This is a genomic window from Bradyrhizobium sp. USDA 4504 (assembly GCF_054063995.1).
The window spans coordinates 8,182,938-8,207,187 of the sequence record NZ_JBSSGV010000001.1 but is presented as its reverse complement, the minus strand read 5'-3'; the positions used below and the strand labels follow the sequence as shown (position 1 = coordinate 8,207,187).

Below are 24,250 nucleotides of genomic sequence, written 5' to 3'. Positions count from 1 at the left end.
GTGCGATGCACCGCCGGCCGCTGGCCCTGCATCGCGAACACTGATTAAATTGCATTCTCGCCTGATCGGGCGCCCACCGCTGACGAGTGCCGCCGGCATGTCCATGCTTCGCCTCTATACCCGCGTCCTCGAACTGCTCGGCAAGGAGGCGCGGCTCGGCTGGATCCTGGCCATCGCCAACGTGCTACTCGCCGGCGCGCAATTCGCCGAGCCGGTGCTGTTCGGCAAGATCGTCGACGTGCTGTCGGGCCGGCCGGTCACCGGGCTGTTCGCGACCTCCTCGGCATGGCCGCTGCTCGTCGCCTGGGCGGTGTTCGGCCTGTTCACGATCGGCTGCAGCGCGATCGTGGCGCTGCAGGCCGACCGGCTGGCGCACCGCCAGCGCCAGGCGGTGCTGACCGATTATTTCGAGCACATCCTGCAGCTGCCGCTGACCTTCCATTCCGGCACCCATTCCGGGCGGCTGATGAAGGTGATGCTGAACGGCACCGACGCGCTGTGGCGGCTCTGGCTCGGCTTCTTCCGCGAGCATTTCGCCGCGATCATGTCGCTGATCGTGCTGTTGCCGCTTTCGCTCTACATCAACTGGCGGCTGGCGGTCCTGCTGTTCGGGCTCTGCGTCGTGTTCACCGTGCTGACCACGCTGGTGGTGCGCAAGACCTACGGCATGCAGAGCGAGGTCGAGGCCTATTACAGCGACCTCTCGGCACGCGCCTCGGACGCGCTCGGCAATGTCGCGCTGGTGCAGAGCTTCGTGCGGATCGATTCCGAGGTGCAGGGCCTGCGCTACGTCGCCGACAAGCTGCTCGCGGTGCAGATGCCGGTGCTGTCATGGTGGGCGCTGGTCACCGTGATCACACGCGCCTCGACCACGATCACGGTGCTCGCGATCTTCACCGTCGGCATCGCGCTGCATAACCAGGACCTCACCACGGTCGGCGAGATCGTGATGTTCGTCTCGTTCGCCACCATGCTGATCCAGAAGCTCGAGCAGGTGGTCAGCTTCATCAACAACGTGTTCATGGAAGCGCCGCGCCTGCAGGAGTTCTTCGACGTGCTCGATGCGGTGCCTGCGGTGCGCGACCGGCCCGGCGCGGTCGATCCCGGACGGCTGTCCGGCCTCGTCGAGTTCGATGACGTCTCGTTCTCCTATGACGGCAAGCGGCCGGCGATCGAGGATCTCAGCTTCACCGCCCTGCCGGGCCAGACCATCGCGCTGGTCGGCTCGACCGGCGCTGGCAAGTCCACCGCGATCGCGCTGCTGCATCGCGCGTTCGATCCGCAATCGGGCATCATCAGGATCGACGGTATGGACATACGCGCACTGAAGCTGACGGCGCTGCGGCGAAACATCGGCGTGGTGTTCCAGGAGGCGCTGCTGTTCAACCGCTCGCTCGCCGACAATCTGCGCGTCGGCAAGCCCGACGCCACCGACGAGGAGCTGCGCACCGCCGCGGCGCGCGCGCAGGCGCTGGATTTCATCGAGCGCAGCGAAAAGAAGTTCGATACCCATGCCGGCGAACGCGGCCGCATGCTGTCCGGCGGCGAACGCCAGCGGCTGTCGATCGCGCGTGCGCTGCTGAAGGATCCGCCGGTCCTGATCCTCGACGAGGCCACCAGCGCCCTCGACGCCGTCACCGAGGCCAAGGTGAATGCCGCTCTCGACGAAGTGATGAAGGGCCGTACCACCTTCGTGATCGCGCACCGCCTGTCCACCATCCGCCACGCCACCCGCATCCTGCTGTTCGACCAGGGGCGGGTGATCGAAAGCGGAACTTTCGATGAACTGGTGGCGAAAGGCGGGCGTTTTGCCGAGCTGGCGCGGGCCCAGTTCATGGTCCAGGAACAGGCGCGCGCCGGCATCGAGACACCATAATTCCCGCCTTTCCAATTGAGGCGGCTGCCGAAATTCAGCCGATTTCGTCCACGATATAATTCCCCAGCCTCTGTTCTCTGCTGGCAAGCCGGTATAGGGTTTGCATCGCCGCAATGCGGCGCCGGACACGCTTGAAACCCGTACGTCACAATCGCAAGACCTCCTTTTTTCAAGGCGGGTCTCAAAGGACCGGAACCGGATTCGTGCACCTTCCTCGCCCGTCATTGAAATGGATTCTGGCCGTCGCGATGCTCGCCATCGCCTCGCCGCAAATGGCGCAAGCCGAGGCACTGCTGGTTGTCGAGGCCGATTCCGGCAAGGTGCTGCAGGCCGACAATGCGACGATGCCGTGGTACCCGGCTTCGCTCAGCAAGATGATGACGGCCTATGTGACGCTGAAGGCGGTCAAGGACGGCCGCGTCTCGCTCGACACGCTGCTCACGGTGTCGCCGACCGCGTCGTCGCAGTCGCCCTCGAAGATGGGCTTCCGGCCCGGCACCCAGGTCACCGTCGACAACGCGCTGAAGATGATGCTGGTGAAGTCGGCCAACGACATGGCCGTGGTGCTGGCCGAGGGCATCGGCGGTTCGATCGACGGCTTTGCCGGGATGATGAACCAGACCGCGCAAAGGCTCGGCATGACGCAAACGAGCTACGTCAATCCGAACGGCCTGCCCGCCGACGGCCAGATCACCTCGGCGCGCGACATGGCGATCCTCGCCCGCGCCATCATCCGCGACCTGCCGGAATACGAGTATTTCGTCCACATCCCGTCGATCCGCTTCGGCCGCCGCATCACCCAGAACTTCAACAAGCTGATCGGCCGCTATCCCGGCGCCGACGGCTTCAAGACCGGCTTCATCTGCGCCTCCGGCTATAATCTCGTGGCGTCGGCGACGCGTGACGGCAAGCGGCTGATCGCCGTGGTGCTCGGCGCCTCCTCGGGCCGCATGCGCGCGATCCGCGCCGCGCAGCTCCTGGACCGCGGCTTTGCCAACAATGGGATGGCGTGGCTGCGGCCCTCGCTCGGCACCGTCGGCAATCTGGTGCCGATCGATTCCACGCCGCCGAACCTGCGCGAGGAGATGTGCGGTCCCAAGCACAAGCGGCCCGCCAGCGACGAGGACGCAGAAGACACCGTCGCCAGCGCCGGAAGCTCCAGCACCAATGGCGACGGCGGCGTCAGCTTCTTCGCCTCGGGCCTGCAGGCTGCGATGCCGACCAAGCCAGCCGACATGCTGGCGCAGCCGGCCGCGGCCTCCGAGCCGGTCGTGGTTTATACGGGGCCGACCAAGACCGGTGCTGCGTTGATCGCCGCGGTCGAGGCCGACACCGAGAAGATGCAGCCGGTCAAGCGCGCCAAGGGCAAGCACAGCCGCGTCGCGGGCAAGAAGCCCGATGCGGCCGATGACGCGAAGGCCGACACCAAGGGTGCCTCCAAGTCGGACAACAAGCCGGCGGCCAAGCCCGCGCGTCACGCCAACGCCAAGCCGGATGCCGCAGCTGCGAAGACGGCCGCGGCCGACAAGCCCGCCGCCGCAAAGCCTGCCGGCAAGCCGGCGGCGGCAAAGCCGGCTGCCAAGCCCAAGACTGCGGCCGACAAACCCAAGGCTGCCGACAAGCCGAAAGCCGACGCCAAGCCGGCCGGCTAGCGCAGCGCCCGCCCGTCATTTCCGACCGTCATTTTCTCCAATGCGTCGATAACGCGCAGCGGCTTGCCATTGGCCGCGGCATCGCTCAATACTGCCTGAAATAACGCGGCCAAGGTCGGAAAACCCGGAAGCAATCCGGGACATCAGCCAAGTTTGAGAGAGGGGATTGACCATCATGGAGCGCATCTGGCTCAAGCACTATCCGGCCGGCGTGCCCGCGGATATCGACGTCACGCAATATTCGTCGCTGGTCGAATTGCTGGAAGAAAGCTTCAAGAAATTCGCCGATCGCAAGGCGTTCATCTGCATGGACAAGGCGATCACCTATCGCGAGCTCGACGGGATGTCGACGGCGCTCGGTGCCTACCTGCAGAGCAAGGGCCTGCAGAAGGGCGCACGGGTCGCGCTGATGATGCCGAACGTGCTGCAATATCCGATCGCGACCGCCGCCGTGCTGCGCGCCGGCTATGCCGTGGTCAACGTCAACCCGCTCTACACCCCGCGCGAGCTCGAGCACCAGCTCAAGGATTCCGGCGCCGAGGCGATCATCGTTCTGGAGAACTTTGCCACCACCGTGCAGAAGGTGCTTCCCAACACCGCGGTCAAGCACGTGATCGTCGGCAGCATGGGCGACCTGCTCGGCCTCAAGGGCGTGATCGTCAATCTGGTGGTGCGCCGGGTGAAGAAGATGGTGCCGGCCTGGTCGATTCCCGGCGCCGTCGGCTTCAACGAGGCGCTGTCAGCCGGCCGCGCCGCCAAGCTCAACAAACCGACGCTGACGCTCGATGACGTCGCCTTCCTGCAATATACCGGCGGCACCACCGGCGTCTCCAAGGGCGCGACCCTGCTCCACCGCAACATCCTGGCCAACGTGCTGCAGAACGACGCCTGGCTGCAGCCGGCGCTGGCGAAGCCGCCGATCGTCGAACAGATGGTCATCGTCTGCGCGCTGCCGCTCTATCACGTCTTCGCGCTCACCGCCTGCTATCTGCTGGGCATGCGGGCCGGCGGCACCAATCTGCTGATTCCGAATCCGCGCGACATGGCGGGCTTCGTCAAGGAGCTGTCGAAGTACCAAGTCAGCTTCTTCCCGGCGGTCAACACCCTCTACAATGGCCTGCTGAACACGCCCGGATTCGACAAGCTCGACTTCTCCAAGCTGAAGATCGCCAACGGCGGCGGCATGGCGACGCAAAGGCCGGTCGCCGAGAAATGGTTGAAGGTTACGGGCATCTCGTTGTCGGAAGGCTATGGCCTGTCGGAGACGTCGCCGACCCTGACATGCAATCCTGCCACGATCGAGGAGTTCTCCGGGACGATCGGCCTTCCCGTCCCCTCGACCTGGCTCTCGATCCGCGACGATGACGGTAATGAGTTGCCGATCGGCGAGGCCGGCGAAATCTGCGCCAAGGGCCCGCAGGTGATGGCGGGCTACTGGAACAGGCCCGACGAGACCGCGCGCGTGATGACCGCGGACGGCTATTTCCGCACCGGCGACATCGGCGTGATGGACGAGAAGGGCTACACCAAGATCGTCGATCGCAAGAAGGACATGATCCTGGTCTCCGGCTTCAACGTCTATCCGAACGAGATCGAGGAAGTGATCGCAAGCCATCCTGGCGTGCTCGAATGCGCCGTGATCGGGGTGCCCGACGCGAAGTCCGGCGAAGCGGTGAAGGCCTTCGTGGTCAAGAAGGACCCGAACATCACCGCCGAGGACATCATCAAGTTCAGCGCCACCCAGCTCACCGCCTACAAGGTGCCGAAGCAGATCGAGTTCAGGACCGACCTGCCGAAGACCAATGTCGGCAAGATCCTGCGCCGCGAGCTGCGCGACGAGAAGAAGGCCGCGGCCTAAGGCGTGAGTGGACTGACGTTCGATGTCTGACGCAAGCCTCGCGACGCCGGCTGACGTGCTTGGCTTCTGGCGGAATGCCGGCCGCGACCGCTGGTACAAGCACGACGACGCCTTCGATGCCGAGATCCGCAGCCGCTTCCTTGCCACCTGGCAGAAGGCGGCTGCCGGCGAATTGTCGTCATGGGAGGCGAGCGATGAGGGCGCGCTGGCGCTGACCATCGTGCTCGACCAGTTTCCGCGAAACCTGTTTCGAGGCGACGCCAGGACCTTTTCAAGCGATGCGCTGGCGCGTGAAGTGGCAAGGCGCGCCATCGACCGCGGCGTCGATGCGCGGACCGCCCCCGTGCTGCGCGAATTCCTCTATCTGCCGTTCGAGCATTCGGAGGACCTCGACGACCAGCAGCGCTGCGTGACGCTGTTCGGGCAATATGACTGCCATCCCGACAACCTGAAATACGCCGAGGACCACGCCGACATCATCCGCCGGTTCGGCCGCTTCCCGCACCGCAATCGCGTGCTGGGCCGGCAGACCACGGCCGAGGAGCAGGCATTTCTCGACGCCGGCGGGTTTTCCGGCTGATGACGGAACGGTGACCAGAGCCTTTTCCGTTCCGATTGCATCGGAACGGGGCTCTAGATTCTTGTTTTGACGCGTTTTCTTCACGCGAACCGGGATCCACTTCGCTCGAAAACGCTTTGACGTCCGGCATTGCCGTTCTTCGGCGAGCCCGTATTGTGCCGTGCTGTAGCCCAGTTTAAGACAGTTCCGCTTCACCGAGGGAGAACAACGATGACGATCAATGTTGGCGACAAGCTGCCGGAAGCCAAGTTTCGCGTGATGACCGCCGAGGGTCCGCAGGTCAAAACCACCGACGACATTTTCAAGGGCAAGAAGGTCGCCCTGTTCGCGGTGCCCGGCGCCTATACCGGCACCTGCCACAAGATGCATCTGCCGAGCATCTTCCTCAACGCCTATGCCATGAAGAACAAGGGCGTCGACACCATCGCGATCGTTTCGGTCAACGACGCCTTCGTGATGAACGCCTGGAAGCGCGACACCGACCAGCGCGACGAAGCCGTCTTCCTCGCCGACGGCAACGCCGACTTCGCCAAGGCGATCGGCATGGAGCTCGACGCCTCCGGCAACGGCCTCGGCATCCGCTCCAAGCGCTACTCGATGCTGGTCGAGGACGGCGTGGTGAAGAAGCTCAACCTCGAGCCCGCCCCGGGCAAGGTCGAGGTTTCCGGCGGCGACACGCTGCTCGGTCAGTTGTAGTTTTCTGTCGTTCCGGGGCGGTGCGAAGCGCCGAACCCGGAACCTCGAGATTCCGGGTTCGATGCTGACGCATCGCCCCGGAATGACGAGGTGACGATCGTAGCGTCGTAGGGTTGGCAAAGCGCAAGCGTGCCCAACCTACGATCGAGCACCTCTGGAATACTGGATCGACCGCCTTCGCGGGCGATGACGGTTTTGAGGACTGGCGGTGGCCGCGATCGCGGACGCGACGGCGCGCCCTACCCCTTCAGCCGCGCCATCGCCACGCCTTCGCGCGCCAGCTCGTCGGCGCGTTCGTTCTCGGCGTGGCCGGCGTGGCCCTTGATCCAGTGCCAGCGCACCTCATGCGGCTTCAGCGCGGCGTCCAGACGCTGCCACAGCTCGACATTCTTGACCGGCTTCTTGTCGGCGGTGCGCCAGCCGTTGCGCTTCCAGCCATGGATCCAGCCGGTGATGCCCTGGCGGACATACTGGCTGTCGGTGGTGAGATCGACCACACAGGGCTTCTTCAAGGCTTCGAGCGCCGAGATCGCCGCCATCAGCTCCATGCGATTATTGGTCGTGTGCGCCTCGCCGCCCTTCAATTCCTTCTCGACCTCGCCGAATCTGAGGATCGCGCCCCAGCCGCCCGGCCCCGGATTTCCGGAGCAGGCACCATCGGTGAAAACAGTCACATGCGGCTTTTCGCTCACGCCGCGCACCCGGCCGGCGTGACGCCATAGTCGTTGATAGCAGCGACGCTCTGCTGGAAGCGCAGCTTGCGGACATATTCCAGCGGGTCCTTCGGCTGCACCAGCGCGCCTTCGGGCACGTTGAGGAAATCGACCAGGCGCGTCAGCAGGAAGCGCATCGCGGCACCGCGCGCGAGCAGCGGCAGCGCGGCCTCTTCCGCCGCCGACAGCGGGCGCTCGCGGCCGTAGGCGTTGAGCAATGCGCGCGCCTTGGTGACGTTGAAGGAATGATCCGGCTCGAAGCACCAGGCGTTGAGGCAGATCGCGACGTCGTAGGCCAGGATGTCGTTGCAGGCGAACGGGAAGTCGATCAGGCCCGAGAGCCTGTCGCCCAGAAAAAACACGTTGTCGGGAAACAGGTCGGCATGGATCACGCCGACCGGCAGATCGGTCGGCCAGGCGGCTTCGAGATGATCGAGCTCGCGCGCGATGAAGTCGTGCAAGCCCGGCTGCACGCTGTCGGCCCGCGCGGCGGCGAGATCGAACAGCGGCCGCCAGCCGGAGACCGACAGCGGATTGTTGCGGACCAGCGGAAAATCCCGGCCGGCAACGTGCATTTTGGCCAGCGCCTCGCCGACGCCGGAGCAATGCGCCACGTTCGGCCGCCGCGGCCACACGCCCTCGAGGAAGTTGATGATCGCGGCGGGCCGGCCGGCGAGCCGGCTAGTGACCTCGCCCTTGCGGTTGCGCGCCGGCTGCGGGCACGACACGCCGCGCTCGGCGAGATGGGCCATCAGCGACAGGAAATACGGCAGGTCGTCCTCCGCCACGCGCTTCTCATAGAGCGTGAGGATGTAGGCGCCCTGGCTGGTGTGCAGCAGGAAGTTCGAATTCTCGACGCCCTCGGCGATGCCCTTGTAGGAGAGCAGTTCGCCGATGTCGTAGCTTTTGAGGAATTCCGCGAGGTCTTCGGCGGCAACGTCGGTGTAGACCGCCATATGGTCTATTCCGCCGCGGCAGCGTCAGGCCGCAGCGAACGCGGCAGCGGGAAGAACTCGTTCTCCTCCGCGGCCGAGACCGTCTCCACGTGCAGTTCATAGCGCTCGGCGAAGGCGCCCATGATCTCCTCGACGATCACTTCCGGCGCAGAGGCGCCCGCGGTGATGCCGAGGCTCGTGATGCCTTCGAACCTGCTCCAGTCGATGTCGCTGGCGCGCTGGGCGAGCACGGCGATCGGACAGCCCTCGCGCTCGGCGACCTCGCGCAGGCGCTGCGAGTTCGACGAGTTCGGCGCGCCGACCACGATCAGGGCGTCGACCACCGGCGCCACCTTCTTGACCGCGAGCTGACGGTTGGTGGTCGCGTAGCAGATGTCTTCCTTGTGCGGACCATTGACGTTCGGGAAGCGCTGCTTGAGCAGCGTCACGATCTCCGCGGTGTCGTCGATCGACAGCGTGGTCTGGGTCACGAAGGCGAGGTTGTTGGGGTCCTTCGGAACAAAGGTCTTGGCGTCCTCGGCGGTCTCGATCAGGGTCACGGCGCCCGCCGGCAGCTGCCCCAGCGTGCCGACCACCTCGGGGTGGTGGGAATGGCCGATCAGCAGGATCTCGCGGCCGCGCTTGAAATGGATCGCCGCCTCGCGGTGCACCTTGGTCACCAGCGGGCAGGTCGCGTCCAACGAGAAGAAATTGCGGGATTTGGCCTCGGCGGGAACCGATTTCGGAACGCCGTGGGCCGAAAACACCACCGGCGCGTTGGTATCGTCGGGAATTTCGGCCAATTCCTCGACGAAAATGGCGCCTTTGGTCTTCAGGCTGTCGACCACATACTTGTTATGGACGATTTCGTGCCGGACATAGACCGGCGCACCATAAATGGTGAGGGCACGTTCGACCGTGTCGATGGCACGGACCACCCCGGCACAAAAGCCGCGGGGGGAACAAAGCACGATTCTAAGGTCGGGTTTTTTGGCTGACATCGGGCTGTCTCGGGGCAATCTCGGGACCGAATCACCCCTCGCCGGCGGGCGGGGAACGGCCAATTTGAGTAAGGACTTGGGACTGCTTTCGGGCGCTGTCAAGGCGATTTTGCTGGCCCATTGCGCCATTCCCCCCGGAGGGCTTATATAGGCCCTATAATTCCCGTCATCGCCGATGACTACCAGCTTCGCCTCGACAGAGGTGGGCGAAGCACAAAGGAGATTTGCCATGAGCAACGCACCGCTGATGCCGAAGGCGACTGCCGTGTGGTTGGTCGACAATACCGCCCTGACCTTCGATCAGGTGGCCGATTTTACCAAAATGCACCCCCTCGAGGTCCGCGCCATCGCCGACGGCGACGCCGCGCAGGGCATCAAGGGCATGGACCCGATTTCCAACGGCCAGCTGACCCGCGAGGAGATCGAGCGCGGCGAGCGCGACCAGAACTACCGCCTCAGGCTCCAGGAGAGCAAGGTGGTGCTGCCCTCCGCCGCCAAGAAGAAGGGCCCGCGCTACACCCCGGTGTCGCGCCGCCATGAGCGTCCGAGCGCGATCCTCTGGCTGGTCCGCAACCATCCCGAGCTGAAGGACGCCCAGATCATGCGTCTGGTCGGCACCACCAAGACCACGATCGCTAGCGTGCGCGACCGCACCCACTGGAACGCCTCGACCCTGACCCCGATGGACCCGGTGACGCTCGGCCTGTGCTCGCAGATCGAGCTCGATTTCGAGGTGCAGCGCGCCGCCAAGGAGAAGCCGACCACCACGGTCTACGGCGGCGCCACGCTGCTGCCGGCCTCCGAGACCACGCGCAAGGACGAGCTGGACGATCAGCCGATCGAGCGCCACGACGATCTCAACGTCGATGCCGTGTTCGCCAAGCTGAAGACGATCGGCGGCAAGAAGCCCGCCGACGAGGAAGAGTAAGCGCGGATCGCGCAACTCGAAGCGCAGAATACGAAACGCGGCAGGGCAACCTGCCGCGTTTTTGCTTGGAAGCGCATGCGATGGGCGTGACGGCGACCGTCGGCGCGGCTCAATGCCGGTCGGGATTGTTCATCATGTATTCGCCGAGATCGCGCTGCCGCCGATCGGTGCGGGCTTCGGCGTTCTGGCGCTGCACGTCGCGGTTCTTGCGGCAGGCGACGTAATCAGGCGAGCCGACCGCCACCTTGCCGCCGGCCTGGCAGTACTGATCGTCGTCGCCCATGCTCTCCGCGATCGGCGATCGGCCGCGTTCGAGGCAGCCTGCAAGCAGCGGCAGCGCGAGCAGCAAGGCGAGAGGCGCGCGAGCGGAAATGGATCGCATCCGTGGGTCCGTATCTCATGGCATATGACAGGGAGGCCGGGATGACCCGGCAATCCATCAAAATCAAGGCCGTTTTGCTTCCGAATGCGGAAGTCTTGTTCCACAGGTGCCGACCTCAGGCGCGGGAGGTGCCAGCACTCCCTCGCCCCGCTCTTGCGGGGTCGAGACGAGCGCTGCTCGCTCTTAGAGGGTTGGGGTGAGGGGCCGCCTCCGCAGAATGAATGCAGCGAGCGCGCGGAGCCCCCCTCACCCGGATCGCATTGCCATGCGACCCGGCCTCTCCCCGCAAGCGGGGCAAGGCAACAAGAGCTACGCCTTCCCCTTCAGCGCCTCGCCGATTTCGTCGAGCACCTTCGGGTCCTCGATCGTCGCCGGCATGGTCCAGGGCTCGCCGTCGGCGATCTTCTTGATGGTACCGCGCAGGATCTTGCCGGAACGGGTCTTCGGCAGCCGCGCCACCGTGATCGCGAGCTTGAACGCGGCGACCGGCCCGAGCTTGTCGCGCACCAGCGCCACGACGTCCTTCTCGACCTCGGCGGGCTGCTTGGTCACGCCGGCCTTCAGTACCAGGAAGCCGCACGGCACCTCGCCCTTGATCGCGTCCTTGACGCCGAGCACGGCGCATTCGGCGACATCGGGATGCGAGGCGAGGATCTCCTCCATGCCGCCGGTGGAGAGCCGGTGGCCGGCGACATTGATGATGTCGTCGGTGCGGCCCATCACCCAGACATAGCCGTCCGCATCCTTGTAGCCGGCATCCGAGGTCTTGTAGTAGCCGGGGAATTCCGAGAGATAGGCGTCCCTGAAGCGATCGTCCTGCTGCCACAGCGTCGGCAGGCAGCCCGGCGGCATCGGCAGCTTGATGACGATCGAGCCCATCGTGCCAGCCGCCACCGGCTTTGCCGCCTCGTCGACGATGTCGACCTGATAGCCCGGCATCGGCACCGTGGGCGAGCCGTGCTTGACCGGCAGCTGGCCGAGCCCGACCGGATTGCCGGCGATGCACCAGCCGGTCTCGGTCTGCCACCAGTGGTCGATGACCGGCACCTTCAGCTGCTGCTCGGCCCACTCCACGGTCGGCGGATCGGCGCGCTCGCCGGCGAGGAACAGGGTGCGGAAGCTCGAGAGATCGTAATTCCGGATGAACTTGCCTTCGGGGTCTTCCTTCTTGATCGCGCGGAACGCGGTCGGCGCGGTGAAGAAGGCGACCGCCTTGTGCTCGCTGATCACGCGCCAGAACGCGCCGGCATCCGGCGTGCCGATCGGCTTGCCCTCGTACATGATGGTGGTCGCGCCGTGGATCAGCGGGCCATAGACGATGTAGGAATGGCCGACCACCCAGCCGATGTCGGAGCCGCACCACCAGATCTCGCCGGGCTTCACGCCGTAGAGATTGTGCATCGACCATTTCAGCGCGACGAGATGACCACCATTGTCGCGCACCACGCCCTTCGGGATTCCGGTCGTGCCCGACGTGTAGAGGATGTAGAGCGGATCGGTGGCGGCTACCGGCACGCACGGCGCGGCCTTGCCGGCGTCGAATGCGGCGCGGCGCAGCGTCGCCCAGTCATGATCGCGGCCCGCGGTGAGCTCGCAAGCCTGCTGCGGCCGCTGCAGGATGATGCAGGTCTCGGGCTTGCTGCCGGCGAGGCGGATCGCCTCGTCGAGCAGCGGCTTGTATTGCACGATGCGCCCGGGCTCGATGCCGCAGCTCGCCGAGAAGATCAGCTTCGGCTTGGCGTCATCGATGCGGGTCGCAAGCTCCTTGGCCGCGAAGCCGCCGAACACCACGCTGTGCACCGCGCCGATCCGCGCGCAGGCGAGCATCGCGACGACGGCCTCCGGCACCATCGGCATATAGAGGATGACGCGATCGCCCTTCGCCACGCCGAAATCCTGCATCACCGCAGCCAGCGTCTGCACTTCCTCCAACAATTCGGAATAGGTGAACTTGGTGATCGTGTTGGTGAGCGGCGAATCGTGGATCAGCGCGACCTGGCCGGCGCGGCCGCCGGCGACATGGCGATCCAGCGCGTTGTAGCAGGTGTTGACCACGGCGCCCGCGAACCAGCGCCCATAGGCGCCCATGGAGGGATCGAAGATCTTCTTGGCCGGCTCGATCCAGTCGATCTCGCGCGCCGCTTCCGCCCAAAAGCCCTCGGGGTCCCGGAGCGAGCGTGCATACACCTCATGATACCGGCTCTGCTGGATATTCATCGCGTTTCTCCCTCGCGCGGTCGCGCGTCATTTGCCGACCATTGTCACGGGAAGTGGCGCCGTTTCAAGCCGAAATGACCGCGACCTTCGGCCGGGTCGGAGCAAAGCGTTTTCGAGCGAGGTGGGTCCCGGTTCGCGTGAAGAAAACGCGTCAAAACAAGAATCTAGAGCTCATTCCGCTTCGATCGGAACGGAGCACTAGTAGCCGTCGACGCCGTTGATCCGCTGCAGCCGCTCGCGCATCGCCTTTTCCAGATCGTAGCCCGGCTTGCCGAAGTCGGCATTGCGGCGGGCGATGAACTGATCCTGCGCGCGCTGCAGCTCGCGCGCCTCGCGCGGGGTCTGCGCCTCGCGCACCGTGCGGAAGGTGGATGCGACGATCTCGCGATCGAGATCGGCAAGCGTGGGATTGGCGCAGATTGCCTTCTCCACCGGCCGGCGCGCCTTGCGGCAATCGAAGCTCGGCTTGCCGGCGACCGCCATCATGGCGCCGATCCGCTCCAGCTCCAGCGACAGCGATTTGTAGTTGGCCCTGGCGGCGGCGTGATTGGGGTCGAGCTTGACGGCAGCACCAAAATCCAGGATCGCCTTCGGCCGGTCGCCCTTGCGGCGCCACAGCTCGCCGCGCGCATTATGCGCATCGGCAAGCGATGGATCGAGCTTGAGCGCGGTGTCATAGTCTGCGATCGCGCGATCGATCATCTGCTTGCGGTCATAGGCGCCCGCCCGCGCCATCAGCGCCTTAACGCGATCGGGCCTCGTCGCCTTCTCATTGTCGATCAGCGCGCCGCAGACATCGATGATCTTGTCGTCATCGGCGGCCGCTGCCGCCGCGATGCAGGGGCCGGCGTTGGCCTGCACATCCTCGCCCGGTTCGCTGCCGGTGGCGCGCGCAACGCCCGTCATCAGCGCGCCCGACAGGCCGACACAGACCAGCATCGCGGCCAGATTTGCAGGTTTGCGTCGCATCCTGATCGCCGACAAATCGTCCCTCTTCCGCGCCCGAACCGCCGGCCTCCGATGCCCGGCGGCGCGCCATTTGCCGCAAAACCACACGCTGGATTATACGTCAATTGCGACGATCGGCTGCATCGGGGGTTCGGCTTGCTCACATTCGAATGGATCATCGGGCTGTTGCTCGCGGCGGTGGCGCTATCGGCGCTGGCGCGGCGGATCAAGGTGCCCTACCCGACCTTCCTGGCGCTCGGCGGCGTGCTGCTGACGCTGCTGCCGTGGGCCCCGACCTGGGCGCTGGAACCGAAACTGGCGCTGGCGCTGTTCGTCGCGCCGGTGCTGCTCGACGCCGCGTTCGACACTTCGCTGCGCGATCTCCGTAACAACTGGCTGCCGGTCTCGACGCTGGTGGTGGTCGCGGTCGGCGTCACCACAGCGGCGGTCGCGGTGGTCGCGCATTGGCTGCGCCCGGACATGCCATGGGCGGTTGCGATCGCACTCGGCGCCATCGTGGCACCGCCGGACGCGGCCGCAGCCACCGCGATCCTGCGCCAGGTCAACCTGCCCTACCGGATCCAGAAGATCCTCGAAGGAGAAAGCCTGCTCAACGATGCCAGCGCGCTGCTCATCTATCGCGTCGCGGTCGGCCTCGTCGCCGCCGAGCACATGAAGATCCGCGAGTTCGTGCCGTCCATCACGATTGCGCTGGTCGGCAGCCTCGCCGCCGGCTTCCTGTTCGCGCAAGTCTGGATGATGATCACGCGTCGCATCACCGAGGCACCGAGCGCGATCATCACGCAGTTCGGCGGCACTTTCATGGTGTGGATCATTGCCGAGCATCTCGGGCTGTCCGGCATCCTCACCATCATCGCCTATGCGATCACCATCTCGCGCACCGCGCCGGCCCGCACATCGGCGCGGCTGCGCGTGTCGTCCTACGCGGTGTGGGAAACCGTCGTGTTCGTGCTCAACGTGCTCGCCTTCATGCTGATCGGCCTGCAGTTGCGCCCGATCTGGTCCGGACTCGACGACGAGGTGCGGTGGAAATATTGCAGCTTTGCCGCCGCGATCCTCGCCGTCGTGATCCTCGCTCGCATCCTCTGGGTGATGCCCTACGGCGCGCTGCTGCGCACACTGAAGGCGCGCAACCTGCTGCCGGCCCACGTGGTGGACGCCGTGCCGACCTTGAAGCGCGGCTTCATCGTGTCCTGGTGCGGAATGCGCGGCATCGTCACGCTGGCGGCGGCGTTTGCGCTCCCTGAATGGTTTCCGTATCGCGATCTGATCCTGCTGACGGCGTTTGCCGTAGTGCTCGGTTCGCTCGTGATCCAGGGACTGACGCTGCGGCCGTTGATCCTGGCGTTGAATTTCGCGGACGACGATCCGGTCGGACGCGAGGCGGCCCATGCCCGCGGCGTGGTGTTTCGCGCCGCGCTCGACGAGATCGACGCCGACCCGTCGGAAGAGGCCGAGATCCTGCGGCTCGAATATCGCGCCGTGCTGCTGCGCGCGGAGAATGATCCCGACGGCGGCCTGACCTCACGCGAGCTGCCGTCGGATCCGCTGCGCCGCCGCGCCATCGCCGCGGCGCGTCAGGCATTGCTCAATCTGCGCCGCATCGAGGCGATCGGCGACGACGCATTCCATCTGGTCGAGGAAGAGCTCGACCGCGCCGAGCTCAGCGTGGAGGCCTAAAACGCCATGAGGTTCGGATGAATAGCCGCCGCGACAGCACTGCGCTCCCTCTCCCCGTTCTTTACGGGGAGAGGGTTGGGGTGAGGGGCTGTCTCCGCGTAACCGGCGATAGCTGCATTTGCGGAGAATCCCCCTCACCCGGAATGCATCTAGCGATGCATTCCGACCTCTCCCCGCACGCGGGGCGAGGTAAAGCGAAGTTCGCTGCTCAGGCGCCCGACTTCAAGCACCCGACTTGGAGGTGATGCCGCCGTCGACCACGAGCTCGATGCCGGTGACATACTTCGATTCGTCCGACGCCAGGAACAGCGCGGCATTGGCGACGTCCCAGGCGTCGCCCATATGCCCCATCGGCACCTGCGCGTCGCGGGCGCGCCACATCGCCTCGACATCGCCCTTGGCGTAGCTCTGCGCCAGCCTGGCCGAATGCGCGACCATCGGTGTCTTCATCAGTCCGGGCAGGATCGCGTTGACGCGCACATGCTTCGAGGCGAACTCGACCGCGGTCGAGCGCGTCATCTGGTTCATCGCGGCCTTGCTCGCGTTGTAGCTGACATAGGAAATGCCGACATGGCGGATCGAGGCGATCGAGGAGATGTTGATGATCGAGCCGCCGCCCTGCTTGATCATGACGGGAATGACGTGCTTCATCGACAGATAGGCGCTCTTGAGGTTGACCGCGAAGACGCGGTCCCACTCGGCTTCCCCAACTTCCACCACGCTGCCGACCTCGGCGATGCCGACATTGTTGTCGAGCACGTCGATGCGGCCATAGGCCTTGAGGCAGGCCGCGACCATCGCCTCCACCTCGCCGGCACGCGAGACATCGGCGGTGAATGCGACAGCCTTGCCGCCCTCGCCGGTGATGATGCCGACGGTCTCCTCCGCCGCGGCGCCGTTGCGATCGACGCAGAAGACGCTGGCGCCCTCGCGCGCAAAGGTGACGGCGGTCGCCTTGCCATTGCCCCAGCCGGGCCCGATCGAACCCGCGCCGACCACCATCGCAACCTTGCCCTTGAGCCGATCCATCGGTCTTTCTCCCTTGTTGTTCTTGTCGTGACTGTAGCCCGGATGAGCGAAGCGATATCCGGGAGCGCTATCCCCCGCATATCGCTCCGCTCATGCGGGCTACGGATACTTACTACGGATTCTCGCAAACACTCATCGTCGTGACATTAGCACCGATCGGATGCCCGATAATCTCCGATAGCGTCTGGCAGTGTCCCTCCTGGCACAGGTGCCATTCACCCGCGGCGCCGGAATTGCCGAGCACGACCTCCGCCCTTGGCGCCGGCGGGGGCGACCATTGAAACCAGCCATCGACGAGGCGCGCCTCCGGCCGCGGCTCCATGCCGGCGCCCGTGCCCTTGACGCGCGCCTGTTGCAGCGTGAGCCCGGCCGGCGTGACCAGCCAGTCCTCCTGCCAGGCGCTCTTCTCGATCGAATGCGTCCAGGCGAGCGTGAAGGCCGCGATCGACAGCGCCTTCACGACTCCCGCGGAAGCGAGGCAGAGGCTCAAGCCGCCGCCACCGCATTGCGCGGACGCTGCCGCCATTGCCATAGCACGACAGCAGCAGCGAGCGTGAAGCCCGCTGTATCCGAGAACGGGAAATCGCCGAGCAGGCAGAGCGCGGCGCCGAACGCGACCAGGATCTCGATGAAAGTCAGCCGCGTGAACAGGAAGCCGATCGCGACGATGCCGAACAATCCGATCGCCACCAGCGCCTTGAAGGTCGCCAGCGCCACCGCGCCGTAGAAGCCGAGTTGCGCCTGCATCGGATCCCCGGTCTGCAGCATCAGCGCCGGCGAATAGACGAAGATGAACGGAATGACGTAGCCGGCCAGCGCGATCCGCATCGCCTCCCAGCCGATCTTGTCCGGGTTCTCCTTGGCGATCGGCGCCGCCGCCAGGGCCGCGAGCGCAACCGGCGGCGAGAGGTCGGCCATGATGCCGTAGTAGAACGCAAACATGTGGCTTGCGATCAGCGGCACGCCGAGCTTGGCGAGCGCCGGTGCAGCCAGCGCCGCGGTGATGATGTAGGTCGGGATCGTCGGGATGCCGGTGCCGAGCAGGATCGACAGCAGCATGGTCATGATCAGCGCCAGGAACAGGCTCTTGGCGCCGAGCCCGATGATCCAGCTGCCGAAGATGGTGCCGACGCCGGTCTGCGTCATCATGCCGATGATGGTGCCGACGATGGCGCAGGCCATGCCGACCGTCAGCGCCGATTTGGCGCTGTCGGCGAGCGAGTCGCGGCAGGCTTTCAGCGTGGCGCGGCCGCCGCGGGTGATCGCCGCGATGACGATCAAACCGGCGACGACGCTCGCGACCGGAACGATCTCGATGCCGTGGCGCGACACCGCGGCAACCACCAGCGCGAGGCCGATCCAGAAGATGGAGCGCACGATGGTGTTGGAGAAGCCGAGCGTGATGCTGGCGCCGAGGATCAGCGCGACCGTGAGCGCAAGGCCCATGCTGCCGGCATAGAGCGGCGTGAAGCCCTCGAACAGCATGTAGACCAGCGCCGCGAGCGGCAACACCAGGTACCAGCGCGCCACCAGCGCCTTCCAGGCGCTCGGGATCTCCGAGCGCTTCATGCCGACGAGGCCGTGCTTGCCGGCCTCCAGATGCACCATCCAGAACGCCGAGGCGAAATAGAGGATCGCCGGGATCACCGCGGCCTTGACGATCTCCGAATAGGGCACGCCGAGCGTCTCGGCCATGATGAAGGCGACCGCGCCCATCACCGGCGGCATGATCTGGCCGCCCATCGAGGCGGTGGCCTCGACGCCGGCGGCGAAGGCGCGGCGATAGCCGAACTTGATCATCAGGGGGATCGTGAACTGGCCGACGGTAACGACATTGGCGACGCCCGAACCCGAGATCGTACCCATCATGCCCGAAGCGAACACCGCGACCTTGGCGGGGCCGCCGCGGGTGCGGCCGAACAGGCCGAGCGAGACGTCGGTGAACAGCTGGATCATGCCGGCGCGTTCCAGGAACGAGCCGAACAGGATGAACAGGAAGATGTAGGTTGCCGAGACGTAGATCGGCACGCCGTAGAAGCCTTCAGTGCCGAACGAGAGATGGGTGACGATCTGGTCGAAGTCATAGCCGCGGTGATTGAACGGCGACGGCAGATATTGGCCGAAGAACCAGTAGAGCAGACAGGCGCCGCACATCAGCGGCAGCGCCGCCCCCATCAGCCGCCGCGTGCCCTCGAAGATCAGGACCGCGAGCAGCGTGCCGACCGCGAGGTCCATGTTGGTCGGATCGCCGTCGCGGGCGATCAGGTCGGCATAGAAGATCCACTGGTAGAGCCCGCAGAGGAACCCGGCGACGCCGACGATCCAACTCACCGCGCGGCCGAAATCGGTCTTGGCGGTGAAATTGCCGATCAGGCCGAAGGTCAGGAGGATCAGGAAGCCGACATGGACGCCGCGCACCACCTGGCTCGGCAGGTAGTTGAAAGCCGCGACATAGAGCTGGAACACCGCAAAGGCGAGACCGATGGCATAGGCCAGATGCCCCCAGGCACCCGGGCCGAAGCCTTCCGGAAAGCCATGCTCGAAATTGTCGAATTCAACCTTGATGGGCTGCTCGCCCTCAACCTGCTGCTGCATATGATCAGTCCCCCGCCGTGCCAACAGCGCTTATATCCACTGAGTCCGCCCACCGAAAGCCGGGACAGGAAAAACGCGCCACGTCATTGCGAGCGAAGCGAAGCAATCCATCGCGCCACAGGGGAGAGATGGATTGCTTCGTCGCTTCGCTCCTCGCAATGACGGCAAGGAGCAGACGTTCCGGCCCTACTTGATCAGGCCCTTCTCCTTGTAATAGCGGATCGCGCCGGGATGCAGCGGAACCGGGTTGCCGGTCGCGGCGGCCTCGAGCTTGATCTCCTTACCCGCGGCGTGGGCATTGGCGAGTTCCGGCAGCGATTCGTAGACCAGCTTGGTCATCTGATAGGCGAGATCGTCCGACACCGCGCTCGAGGTCACGAGGTAGTTCACGACCGCGGCGGTCGGCACGTCCTTGTCCTGGCCGGTATAGGTATTAGCCGGGATGATCACGGAGACAAACGGCGGGCCGATCTTGTCGACGGTCTCCTTCGGCACGGCGACCACGGTGATCTCGCTCGAGGTCGAGAGGTCCTTCAGCGAGGCGACGCCGAGGCCGGCGGACTGCAGCGTGGCGTTGAGCTGGCGGTTCTTCATCAGATCCACCGATTCGGCGAACGGCAGGTACTCGACCTTGCCGAGATCCTTGTAGCTCATGCCGGCGGCCGCGAGGATCGCGCGCGAGTTGAGCTCGGTGCCCGACTTCGGCGCGCCGACCGACAGGCTCTTGCCCTTGAGATCGGCGAGCGTCTTGATGCCGCTCTCGGCGGTCGCGACGATCTGGATGTAGTTCGGATAGATCGCGCCGATGGTGCGCAGCTTGTCGAGCTTGTTCTTGAAGCCGGCCTCGGCGTCGCCTTCCCAGGCGGCTTTGAGCGAATCGCCGAGCGTGAAGGCGATCTCGCCGCGGCCCTGCTGCAGCAGCACCAGGTTCTCGACCGAGGCCTTGGTCGCCTGCACCTGGGTTTTCACGCCGGGGATCTTGTCGCCGTAGATCTTCCCCATCGCGACACCGAGCGGATAGTAGACGCCGGAGGTGCCGCCGGTGAGCACGTTAATGAACTGCTCGGCCTGTGCGACAGGCGCGGACAAAACGCTGGCTGCCACGATCGCGGCAGCCATCAACTTGGAATTCATGAGTATTATTCTCCCCTTAAGCCGGCCGGAAATTGGCCGGACACCCCCGCCGGGTCAACCCATCCAAATGACGCATGCGCGGCGGAAATCCCCGATAGCAACACCACCTTACCTGCGCGGGAACTCTCCGCGCGACCGGGCGACCGCTTCGAGTTGGTCGCCGCGACCCAGCCGCTGGCGGCCGCTAGCGGCCCGGTGTTCGCGCCGGCGATCGCCGCGGGACACTTGGCATTGTCGGACCCAGGGCGTTCGCGGCGCGGACCGGCCGCAACGAAGCAGCGAAGATCGGCTTGCGGCCCCGGATGTCGGCTTGAGCACCGCTATCGCCGGATTCATTGTCGTCCATGCCGGTTGCAGCGCTGCATTCCTGTTGCTTGCAGCCGTCGCTTGTGCCGCGCTGATCGGCTACTGCGCGTTGATGCGGGAGACGTTGCGAACAGCAGCGACGACGTCACGCACATCTGCATTGGCATCACAAAACGGGTGATCTGATTCGCCGTCGGCGCTCCGCGCAGCACTCTGCATGATGCGATCTGATGTCCGACAATGACGCAGTTCCGCGTCGGCGTCGACGCGACAACACAGTCATTAACGCCGTCTCTCGATGACACACGCGCACAGTGTTTCTGCCGATGTGCAAAGTCGGGACGCGATCGCGCTCATGAATGTCAGATGACGCATTTGTTGCAGGTGTAACAGCGGTGAGACGCCGCGATTCCAGCGCCATTTGAATCGAATTGAATCCTTTAAGGTTAGCGGGGCAATCAATGTATGATCCAGAAATTTCCATGATTGCCGCCGCTCTAGGATGTACGAGTCAAGCCGGGGTAACTACGGACAAGGCGGGGCATGAATCACATCAGTCACATCGAACGCACGCGAGCCGGCTGGTTCGGACATCGCAAGCTGACCCCACGCGCATGCATTGCGGACAGCAAAAAACACCTTCGGACCTTCCTCGCCGAGGCGCTGGAAGACCTCGGCTTCATCACCAGTGAATGCAGCCAGGCTTTGGAACTCGACACCGTTCTGGACGCGGAACGGCCCGATCTCCTGGTGCTCGGCGTGTCCGTGGACGGCATCGAAGTCAGTAAAATTCTCGAGACTTTGGTGAGAAAGGACTATGGCGGCAAGGTCCTCGTCATCGGGCAGCCGGACTCGATCATCGTCAAGGCGGTCCGGCAAATCGGCGACGAGTACGGCATCGCCATGCTGCCGGCGCTGTCGACGCCGTTCAGCGCCGGGACCCTTCGCGACAGTCTTGCGTCGTTGATGCCGCTTGAACCCGCGCCGAGCCCGGCGGTGGACGTGCCCGAAGCGCTGAAGGCCGGCTGGCTCGAGCTGTGGTATCAGCAGAAAATTCATCTCCGGACGCTGGTCCCGAGCGGCGCCGAGGCGCTGATCCGGATGCGCCACCCTGCCTGGGGCGTCGTGCCGCCGGCCTACTTCATCCCGGACGAAAGCGATCCGCATTTTCATGCGCTGTCCGAGTTCGTGATCGAGCGCGCAATCGAGGACTGGCGCTATCTCATCGAGCAGATCGGGCCGGTCAATCTCTCGATCAATCTGCCGATCTCCTTCCTCGCCGACGATCATGCCGTGCGCGAGCTCTGTTACCGGATGCCGGATCATGCGGCCTTCGCGGGCCTCTTGATCGAGATCGACAGCACCGAGGTGGTCGACAATCTGGATCTGGCGATCGATGTCGCCCGGCGCGTTCGACTGCACAATATCGGCATCTCGATCGACAATGTCGGCGCGAACTGGCCGTCTTTGCTGGGACTGCCGAACTTTCCGTTCGTCCAGCTCAAGGTCGACCATCAATTCGTCACCGGCTGCGCGGATCAGCGCCTGAAGCAGACGGTGTGCCGGCGTGTCGTGGAGCTGGCCCACGACAACGACGCGCAGGTCGTGGCCCAGGGAGTCGAGACGCGTGCGGACTTTCTCGCCGCGCACGAAATGGATTTCGATCAGGTCCAGGGCTACCTGTTCGGCAAGCCGATGGGCGTCAAGAAGTTCGCCCGCTCACGCATGCATTTCTCTGAGAAAGAGCCAGCCTCCTGAGGCATCGCCTCTGGTCAGGCTCATGTGTCGCGATCGATCGCGCGCAGCGCTTCGCCGCGCGCGATCAGGCGTTTTGCATTGGAATAGGTCGGCACCTCGAGCAGCGAGCCGTCAAGTTCGACGCGCCCAAAGCCCTTTGTCCGCGCCGCTTCGAACGCCGCGACGATCCTGCCCGCCCGGCGCATCTCCTCCTCGCCCGGCGTCAGGACCCCGTTGACGATCGAGGCATGCGCGGGATCGACCAGGCTCTTTGCGGCGTAACCCAGCCGCCGCGCCCAGATCGTGTCGCGTTCGACGCCTTCAGCGTCGCTCCAGGTGTAGGGACAATCGACCGCGACGACATCAGCGGCACGACATTCGACGATGAAGCGCTGCCGCGCGTAAGCGAGCTCCAGGCCATCGCTGCCGCGCTCGGCACCAAGATCGGCGGCGAGGTCTTCGGAGGCCATCAGGCAACCGATGACGCGCCGGCTCGCCATGGCGATCGCACCGGTCTGCACCAGACCGCGCGCGAACTCGATATTCGGCAGCAGCGATGTCGATCCCTCGGCGATACCGCAGTCGCGCTCGAACCGCGTCACCGCCTCGTCAAGCCTGACGACATGGTGCGGCTCGGCGACCTTCGGCAGCGCGACGATATCCGGACGTCCGCGCATCACGGCGGCGAGATCGTCCATGCCGTCCTGGTCCAGCGGATTGACGCGGACCGCGACCATCACGCCCTGGTCGCGCCAGGCGGCGTAGAGCTCGGCCGCCAAGGCCCGCGCCTTCGGGCGCAGCGGCGGCGGGGTAAAATCCTCGAGCTCGTGGATCAGCACGTCGGCGCCGCTGGCGGCCGCGTGCTGCAGCACGTCCTCGTTGGCGCCTTCGAGAAACAGCCAGGAGCGGCACAGCGGGGCCGGGCGCAGCTTGCGCATCACGCGGCCCGCGCCGACGTCACTGGAACGTCATGTCGAGGCATTTCGAGATGTCGGAGCCGAGGCCGGACGAGATGGTGATGCAGCCGCGGATCTTCTGGGTGTTGACGTCGTTCGCCCAGATCGCATAGCCGCCGGGACCGAAGAACGAGTTGGTGTTCGGCGGCTCGGTCTCGGTGGCATCGAACGTGTAATTGCCGTCGGTCTCGAAAATGCGCGGCTTCTTGGTGCAGCCGCCGTCGGCCTGCACGTTGATGACCTCCTTGTTGTCCCGCGTCAGCGCCAGCGAGACCTGGCAGCGGAAATATTCCGAGGTCTTGGCATTGAACAGATAGGCGTAGGACTTGCAGGTCGCGGTATTGAGCTTGCCGGCGGACAGGCCGCGGCTGCAGGAGATCCGCTGGTTGTTGGAGAGCCTGAACTCGTCCGCCTGCGCGACTGACGCCAGCGTCATGAACGACAGAGCGACACCGATTCCGATCTTCATGACGTGGTTCATCCTGATCATCCCAAGGTCGTGTTTCCGGCAATCAAAGCGTTTGTAAACGGTAACGCGAAAATAGTCGCCAAGCTTGATGCGGGAATTCACAAAGTCGCCGATCCGGCGAGCGGTCGCGCCGATTGTCGTATTGACGCGCGAACATCGTTCGTGATTTGTTCAAAAACGTGGGGACGACGCCGTTTTCTCGGCCGGAGGTGGATCATGACGCATTTTTTGACCAAGACTTTTATTGCGACTGCGGCGTTTGCCGCGCTGACGACCTGCGCATTCGCGCAGGAGGCTGCGCCCTGGGAACTGAAGCCCGACATGGGCTACGCCTATGACAAGGACGGCAAGACCTGGTCCTACAAGATGGGCACCAACAACGCCGGCACGCTGCTGAAGGGCGCCAAGAAGGTGCCGAAGGGGACGCTGTTCTTCATCGGCCAGAACGGCCAGCTCTACATGCGCTCCGGGCCCTATCTCGAGGGCGACGGCAAGTTCAAGTTCGGCTCGAATTAGAGCGTTTTCGAGCGAAGTGGA

22 protein-coding genes are annotated in these 24,250 nt (G+C 64.9%); 10 read left to right on the top strand and 12 right to left on the bottom strand.

Going from position 1 to position 24,250, the window contains the following annotated elements; genetic code table 11:
• Positions 1 to 97: 97 nt before the first annotated feature.
• From ACVMB1_RS38490 to ACVMB1_RS38470, 5 genes are all read left to right on the top strand, one after another.
• On the top strand, positions 98 to 1,876 hold the full coding sequence (locus ACVMB1_RS38490) for a glucan ABC transporter ATP-binding protein/ permease (protein ID WP_057016399.1): 1,779 nt from the start codon (positions 98 to 100) through the stop codon (positions 1,874 to 1,876).
• 203 nt (positions 1,877 to 2,079) lie between these two features.
• Positions 2,080 to 3,528: a D-alanyl-D-alanine carboxypeptidase family protein gene (locus ACVMB1_RS38485; RefSeq protein WP_456849717.1), complete on the top strand. Its 1,449-nt coding sequence runs from the start codon at positions 2,080 to 2,082 to the stop codon at positions 3,526 to 3,528.
• Positions 3,529 to 3,703: 175 nt separating this feature from the next.
• Entirely contained in the window at positions 3,704 to 5,386 is a 1,683-nt protein-coding gene (locus tag ACVMB1_RS38480) for a long-chain fatty acid--CoA ligase (protein WP_076825259.1), read from the top strand.
• A 22-nt stretch (positions 5,387 to 5,408) separates the two neighbouring features.
• Positions 5,409 to 5,966 (top strand): DUF924 family protein, encoded by a 558-nt coding sequence (locus ACVMB1_RS38475; protein ID WP_057016402.1) that lies wholly within the window; start codon positions 5,409 to 5,411, stop codon positions 5,964 to 5,966.
• A gap of 210 nt (positions 5,967 to 6,176) precedes the next feature.
• A complete protein-coding gene (locus ACVMB1_RS38470) occupies positions 6,177 to 6,662 on the top strand; it encodes a peroxiredoxin (RefSeq protein ID WP_018269652.1) in 486 nt (161 codons plus the stop codon).
• A 239-nt stretch (positions 6,663 to 6,901) separates the two neighbouring features.
• On the opposite strand, the gene rnhA is transcribed toward ACVMB1_RS38470, so the two are convergent.
• From rnhA to ispH, 3 genes are read right to left on the bottom strand one after another with little or no spacing between them, the layout of a single operon-like run.
• The gene (gene rnhA / locus ACVMB1_RS38465) at positions 6,902 to 7,354 is read right to left on the bottom strand and encodes a ribonuclease HI (RefSeq protein WP_076825261.1); all 453 of its coding nucleotides are present in this window, start codon (positions 7,352 to 7,354) and stop codon (positions 6,902 to 6,904) included.
• The gene (locus ACVMB1_RS38460; RefSeq protein ID WP_057016403.1) at positions 7,351 to 8,331 is read right to left on the bottom strand and encodes a homoserine kinase; all 981 of its coding nucleotides are present in this window, start codon (positions 8,329 to 8,331) and stop codon (positions 7,351 to 7,353) included. The genes rnhA and ACVMB1_RS38460 overlap by 4 nt, the downstream gene beginning before the upstream one ends.
• A 5-nt stretch (positions 8,332 to 8,336) precedes the next feature.
• On the bottom strand, positions 8,337 to 9,311 hold the full coding sequence (gene ispH, locus ACVMB1_RS38455; protein ID WP_057016404.1) for a 4-hydroxy-3-methylbut-2-enyl diphosphate reductase: 975 nt from the start codon (positions 9,309 to 9,311) through the stop codon (positions 8,337 to 8,339).
• Between the two features lie 229 nt (positions 9,312 to 9,540).
• On the opposite strand from ispH, the gene ACVMB1_RS38450 reads away from it, so the two are divergent.
• The gene (locus ACVMB1_RS38450; RefSeq protein WP_076825203.1) at positions 9,541 to 10,239 is read left to right on the top strand and encodes a DUF1013 domain-containing protein; all 699 of its coding nucleotides are present in this window, start codon (positions 9,541 to 9,543) and stop codon (positions 10,237 to 10,239) included.
• A 109-nt stretch (positions 10,240 to 10,348) separates the two neighbouring features.
• Here the strand turns inward: ACVMB1_RS38450 and ACVMB1_RS38445 are convergent, their stop codons facing one another.
• The 3 genes from ACVMB1_RS38445 to ACVMB1_RS38435 all read right to left on the bottom strand — a co-directional run bounded on the left by ACVMB1_RS38445 (position 10,349) and on the right by ACVMB1_RS38435 (position 13,807).
• Positions 10,349 to 10,621 (bottom strand): hypothetical protein, encoded by a 273-nt coding sequence (locus ACVMB1_RS38445; protein ID WP_075969207.1) that lies wholly within the window; start codon positions 10,619 to 10,621, stop codon positions 10,349 to 10,351.
• 309 nt (positions 10,622 to 10,930) lie between these two features.
• Positions 10,931 to 12,838, bottom strand: coding sequence for a propionyl-CoA synthetase (locus tag ACVMB1_RS38440; protein ID WP_076825205.1), 1,908 nt, complete (start codon positions 12,836 to 12,838; stop codon positions 10,931 to 10,933).
• A 198-nt stretch (positions 12,839 to 13,036) separates the two neighbouring features.
• The gene (locus ACVMB1_RS38435; RefSeq protein ID WP_083714897.1) at positions 13,037 to 13,807 is read right to left on the bottom strand and encodes a tetratricopeptide repeat protein; all 771 of its coding nucleotides are present in this window, start codon (positions 13,805 to 13,807) and stop codon (positions 13,037 to 13,039) included.
• A gap of 135 nt (positions 13,808 to 13,942) precedes the next feature.
• On the opposite strand from ACVMB1_RS38435, the gene ACVMB1_RS38430 reads away from it, so the two are divergent.
• Positions 13,943 to 15,487 (top strand): cation:proton antiporter, encoded by a 1,545-nt coding sequence (locus tag ACVMB1_RS38430; RefSeq protein ID WP_076825207.1) that lies wholly within the window; start codon positions 13,943 to 13,945, stop codon positions 15,485 to 15,487.
• Between the two features lie 222 nt (positions 15,488 to 15,709).
• On the opposite strand, the gene ACVMB1_RS38425 is transcribed toward ACVMB1_RS38430, so the two are convergent.
• The 4 genes from ACVMB1_RS38425 to ACVMB1_RS38410 all read right to left on the bottom strand — a co-directional run bounded on the left by ACVMB1_RS38425 (position 15,710) and on the right by ACVMB1_RS38410 (position 20,245).
• A complete protein-coding gene (locus tag ACVMB1_RS38425) occupies positions 15,710 to 16,516 on the bottom strand; it encodes an SDR family NAD(P)-dependent oxidoreductase (RefSeq protein WP_076825209.1) in 807 nt (268 codons plus the stop codon).
• Positions 16,517 to 16,628: 112 nt separating this feature from the next.
• Positions 16,629 to 17,042 (bottom strand): DUF1850 domain-containing protein, encoded by a 414-nt coding sequence (locus ACVMB1_RS38420; protein WP_076825211.1) that lies wholly within the window; start codon positions 17,040 to 17,042, stop codon positions 16,629 to 16,631.
• The gene (locus ACVMB1_RS38415; RefSeq protein WP_076825213.1) at positions 17,003 to 19,111 is read right to left on the bottom strand and encodes a TRAP transporter permease; all 2,109 of its coding nucleotides are present in this window, start codon (positions 19,109 to 19,111) and stop codon (positions 17,003 to 17,005) included. The genes ACVMB1_RS38420 and ACVMB1_RS38415 overlap by 40 nt, the downstream gene beginning before the upstream one ends.
• Before the next feature lie 186 nt (positions 19,112 to 19,297).
• Positions 19,298 to 20,245: a TAXI family TRAP transporter solute-binding subunit gene (locus tag ACVMB1_RS38410; protein ID WP_076825215.1), complete on the bottom strand. Its 948-nt coding sequence runs from the start codon at positions 20,243 to 20,245 to the stop codon at positions 19,298 to 19,300.
• A 310-nt stretch (positions 20,246 to 20,555) separates the two neighbouring features.
• Between ACVMB1_RS38410 and ACVMB1_RS38405 the strand changes: the two genes are divergently transcribed.
• Positions 20,556 to 20,732, top strand: coding sequence for a hypothetical protein (locus tag ACVMB1_RS38405; protein WP_156436140.1), 177 nt, complete (start codon positions 20,556 to 20,558; stop codon positions 20,730 to 20,732).
• A 362-nt stretch (positions 20,733 to 21,094) separates the two neighbouring features.
• Positions 21,095 to 22,309 carry an EAL domain-containing response regulator gene (locus ACVMB1_RS38400; RefSeq protein WP_057016410.1) on the top strand — a complete coding sequence of 405 codons (1,215 nt, stop codon included), beginning with the start codon at positions 21,095 to 21,097 and terminating at the stop codon, positions 22,307 to 22,309.
• Between the two features lie 20 nt (positions 22,310 to 22,329).
• On the opposite strand, the gene ACVMB1_RS38395 is transcribed toward ACVMB1_RS38400, so the two are convergent.
• A complete protein-coding gene (locus ACVMB1_RS38395; protein ID WP_076825217.1) occupies positions 22,330 to 23,226 on the bottom strand; it encodes an HpcH/HpaI aldolase/citrate lyase family protein in 897 nt (298 codons plus the stop codon).
• Positions 23,227 to 23,245: 19 nt separating this feature from the next.
• On the bottom strand, positions 23,246 to 23,725 hold the full coding sequence (locus ACVMB1_RS38390) for a hypothetical protein (RefSeq protein WP_028334752.1): 480 nt from the start codon (positions 23,723 to 23,725) through the stop codon (positions 23,246 to 23,248).
• A gap of 204 nt (positions 23,726 to 23,929) precedes the next feature.
• Between ACVMB1_RS38390 and ACVMB1_RS38385 the strand changes: the two genes are divergently transcribed.
• Positions 23,930 to 24,229: a hypothetical protein gene (locus ACVMB1_RS38385; RefSeq protein ID WP_016845604.1), complete on the top strand. Its 300-nt coding sequence runs from the start codon at positions 23,930 to 23,932 to the stop codon at positions 24,227 to 24,229.
• The last annotated feature ends 21 nt before the right edge of the window (positions 24,230 to 24,250 follow it).